Source organism: Candidatus Roseilinea sp. NK_OTU-006 (genome assembly GCF_012931985.1).
Classification (GTDB): Bacteria; Chloroflexota; Anaerolineae; order J036; family Brachytrichaceae; genus JAAFGM01.
On the sequence record NZ_JAAFGM010000062.1, the window covers coordinates 1 to 4,216 of the forward strand.

Here is a 4,216-nt window from a genome sequence, read left to right on the forward strand (position 1 = left end):
GGCCCGACGGCCGTCATCGCTCTGGCGTTGATGGCGACGTGCGTCATGCTGGCCGCGATCGCTGCCGCACTCGTGCTCAGCCCCAGCTTGGCGCGCACTCGCCGTGCGATTTCGTCGGCCTACCAGCCCACACCAACGCCGGCAGCGACTCCGCTTGCAGCGGCGACCGTTCCGGCTGTCGTCAGCACGCTGGATTCGCCGTTGGTTCCTCAGCCGACAGAGGCCGCAGCAGCCAACGACCCCGGCGAGGACGCCGATGAACCGAAGATTCCGACGCCTACGGCGACGCCTGAGCCTCCGCAACCCGGCCTGATACCGACGCTGCCGCCGACGCCCGCGTCCATGCTGGATTCGCCGCTGCCCGGGCCAGAAGTGACGCTGCCGCCGACCTTCACGCCGCCCCCGCCTACGCCCCAGCCGACGGCGGGCACGCCGCAGCCGATATCTGAAATTCCGGCGACACCGCTCCCGTCACCTACGCCGCAGGTCCAAACGCCGGTTGCAGCGACGGCGCCGCCTACCGCCCCGTTGCCCGCTACGCCGGCCGAGCCCCCGCCGCAGCCGACTCCAACCCCGATCAAGATGGGCTCGATCGTTTATCAGGGCACGGTGCGCATCCTGTCCATCCAGCCGGTGGGTAGCGGGCCCAACCAGGCAGACGAGTACGTCGAGCTATACAACGAGGGCCTGCAGCAGGTAGATTTGAACGGCTGGACGCTGAAGGCCATCCGCATTGCCGACAATACCATCATAGACACCTTTCTCTTCGGCAACGGCGCCGTTATTGCTGCCGGTCAGGTCTGCCGCATCTATACCAATGTGCTCGTCGCGCCCGACAACTGTGGCTTCTCCGGCGGATTTGCCAGCGACCAACCCATCTGGCCGGATAACGGCGGCGCACGGGCATCGTTGTTCAATCAGGGGAATGTCGAATACGCCCGTTTCACATATTGAACTTGACAATATAATGCGAAATCACTAATATCTTCCTGATAAGCTTGGCCCTTCACCGGCCAATTTGCGCGTGTTTTAACGTATATCTCATTAGGGGTGTGTATAACACTAAGTCAATGGTTACGAAGAAATCCTCGAAGAGCCTCAAAACTGTTCGCAAGTCGGCGACCAAGCCGGCCAAGCGCCAGTCCAAGCGGGCGGCAAAGGTTGCCGACTCGCCGGTGAGTGCTGTACCGAGTGCGGCTATTGAAACGCCTACTACGCCTGCTCCGATCGTTCAAGCCAACACCGTCTCCCCAACGGCCGCCTCGATCGAGGAAATTACCGTCGAGGAGCTGAGCGGCGAGGAGCAGTTGATCAACCTCGGCCGTGAGAAGGGGTATGTGACATACGAGGATATCCTCAACCTCTTCCCCGACGCCGAGAAGAACATGGATCAGCTCGAGGACCTGTTCGCTGCCCTGTCGGACGCCGGCATCACCGTCGTTGCCAGCGAGGATGAAGCCGCCGACCAAATCGTGGATGACGAGGAAGACGAGGAGGACGAGTTCAACGACCGGACGAACGACAACCTGCTCGAGGCAATCGAGGCGGATGATACAGTCGGCCTGTATCTGAAAGAGATCGGTCGCGTGGCGCTGCTCACGGCGCCGCAAGAGGTGGATCTCGCCCAGCGCATGGAGCGCGGTCGCGAGGCGCGCGAACGGCTTCAGTCCGACCCGAATCTGACGCCGGAAGAGCGCGAGCGTCTGGAGATGCTGGTTGAAGACGGCATGGCAGCGCGCGAGCATCTCATCAACGCCAACTCGCGCTTGGTCATCAGCGTGGCCAAGAAGTATATCGGCCGCGGCGTGCCGTTCCTGGACCTGATCCAGGAAGGCAATATCGGCCTGATCCGCGCAGCCAAGAAGTTCGACTGGCGCCGCGGTCACAAGTTCAGCACGTATGCCACGTGGTGGATTCGCCAGGCCGTCACGCGCGCGATCGCCGACCAGGGACGCACCATCCGCGTGCCGGTGCATATGGGCGACCAGATCAACCGCCTGCTGCGCGCCAGCCACCAGCTCACGCAGGAACTGGGGCGTGACCCGACCGTGGCCGAGTTGGCCGAGGCGTTGAACGTGACCGTGCGCAAGGCCGAGCAGATGATTCAGGTCGCGCGCCGGCCGATCAGCCTGGAGACGCCGACCGACGACGAGGAAGAGAGCGTGCTCCGCGACTTCATCCCGGACGAGGACAGCCCCGCGCCGGCCGAGATGGTGACGAATCAGATGCTGCGCGAGCAACTGGCCGACATCCTCGATACGTTGCCGCCACGCGAGGTGCGCATCTTGCAGTTGCGCTACGGGTTGCTCGACGGCGAGACGTATACGCTCGAAGAAGTGGGGCGCAAGCTCGGTGTCACACGCGAGCGCGTCCGGCAGATCGAAGCGCAAGCGCTCAGCCGGCTGCGTCTGCCTGCGCACGCCCGCAAACTGCGCGACTTCTTGAAGGAATAACCGCTCATTCGTGCCCGATCCGTATGATCGGGCTTTTCTTTCCACCATCGCAGCTTCCATGGCCGTCCGGCGTAAGCTCACCCCGCTGCCTTTCACACACATCAAACTCTCCGATCGCTTCTGGGCGCCGCGCATCGAGATCAATCGCACCGTCACCCTGCCGGCGGAGTATGCGATGTGCGAGACCACCGGTCGCATCGCCGCGTTCGATTTGAAGTGGAAGAAAGGCGACCCCAATCCACCGCACATCTTCTGGGATTCCGACGTCGCCAAGTGGATCGAGGCGGCGGCTTATTCGCTCGCGACACATCCCGATCCCGAACTCGACGCGCTGCTCGACGGCGTGATCGCTCGCATCGCCAAAGCGCAGCAGCGCGACGGGTATCTGAACACGCATTACATCGTCTTCGAGCGCGCCAGGCTCGATAGGCGATGGACCAATCTGCGCGACAATCATGAGCTCTATTGCGCCGGCCATCTCATCGAAGCCGCCGTCGCTCACTATCAGGCCACCGGCAAGCGTACGTTGCTCGATGTGATGTGCCGTTACGCCGATTACATCAACCGCGTGTTCGGGCGGGGCAGGGGCAAGCTGCGCGGCTATTGCGGCCACGAAGAGATCGAGCTGGCGCTGGTCAAGTTGTATCGCGCCACCGCCGAAAGGCGCTATCTGAAGCTGGCACAGTATTTCGTGGACGAGCGCGGGCGCAAGCCGCATTACTTCGACATCGAGGCGCGCCGGCGTGGCGAGGACCCGTCGCGCTTTCGCTTTCGCACCTACGAATACAACCAGTCCCACATCCCGGTGCGCGAACAAAGCGTCGTCACCGGCCATGCCGTGCGCGCCATGTATTTGTATTCAGCGATGGCCGACCTGGCCGGCGAGGCCGGCGACGCGTCACTGCTGGCTGCCTGCGAGCGCATCTGGCACAGCGTGGCCGACGAGCGCATGTATCTCACCGGTGGCATCGGCCCATCGGCCAGCAACGAAGGCTTCACGGTCGCCTACGACTTGCCCGACGAGACGGCCTACGCCGAGACGTGCGCGGCGATCGGCATGGTGTTCTGGAATCATCGCATGCTGCAATTCGAGGGCGACGGCAAATACGCCGATGTGATGGGGCGCGCGCTCTACAACGGGACGATCAGCGGCGTGTCGCTGGACGGCACGAAGTTCTTCTACGAAAACCCGCTGGCGTCGCGCGGCGATCATCACCGCCAGCCGTGGTTCGATTGCGCCTGCTGCCCGCCCAACATCGCGCGCCTGATCGCAAGCGTCGGCGGCTATTTCTATTCGACCGACGACGATGGCATCTGGGTGCACCTCTACGCCGGCAGCACAGCCGAGTTTCCGGATCGGCGAGTGACGATTGTGCAGACGACTGACTATCCTTGGGACGGTAAGGTTGCGCTTCGATTGACAACAGACGAACCGAAGCAGTTCACGCTTCATCTCCGCATCCCTGGCTGGTGCACGAAATACACGCTCAAGGTCAATCAATCGCCGATCTCCGATCCCCGGTCTCGAACCGGCTACATCGCCATCACGCGCACATGGCACACCGGCGATGAGGTCGTGCTGAATTTAGACATGCCGGTGCAGTTGGTGCGTGCCAATCCAAACGTGCGACAGATGACTGGTCGCGTCGCGATTCAGCGTGGACCGGTCGTGTATTGCCTGGAGAGCGCCGACAACCCGGTTTCGCCGCTCGACCGTATCTCGTTGCCGTTGGATATGCCGTGGCGCACCGAGCACTGCCGGG

The 4,216-nt window shown here is 62.8% G+C and carries 3 protein-coding genes; all 3 read left to right on the top strand.

The annotated features are described in order from the left end of the window. On the top strand, positions 1-954 hold a 954-nt coding region (locus GXH28_RS15165; protein ID WP_169239860.1), incomplete at its 5' end, for a lamin tail domain-containing protein. A gap of 116 nt (positions 955-1,070) precedes the next feature. Continuing rightward, positions 1,071-2,453: a sigma-70 family RNA polymerase sigma factor gene (locus tag GXH28_RS15170; RefSeq protein ID WP_169239861.1), complete on the top strand. Its 1,383-nt coding sequence runs from the start codon at positions 1,071-1,073 to the stop codon at positions 2,451-2,453. A 58-nt stretch (positions 2,454-2,511) separates the two neighbouring features. Next, positions 2,512-4,216 (top strand): glycoside hydrolase family 127 protein (locus GXH28_RS15175; protein ID WP_169239862.1); only part of this gene is annotated, 1,705 nt, incomplete at its 3' end.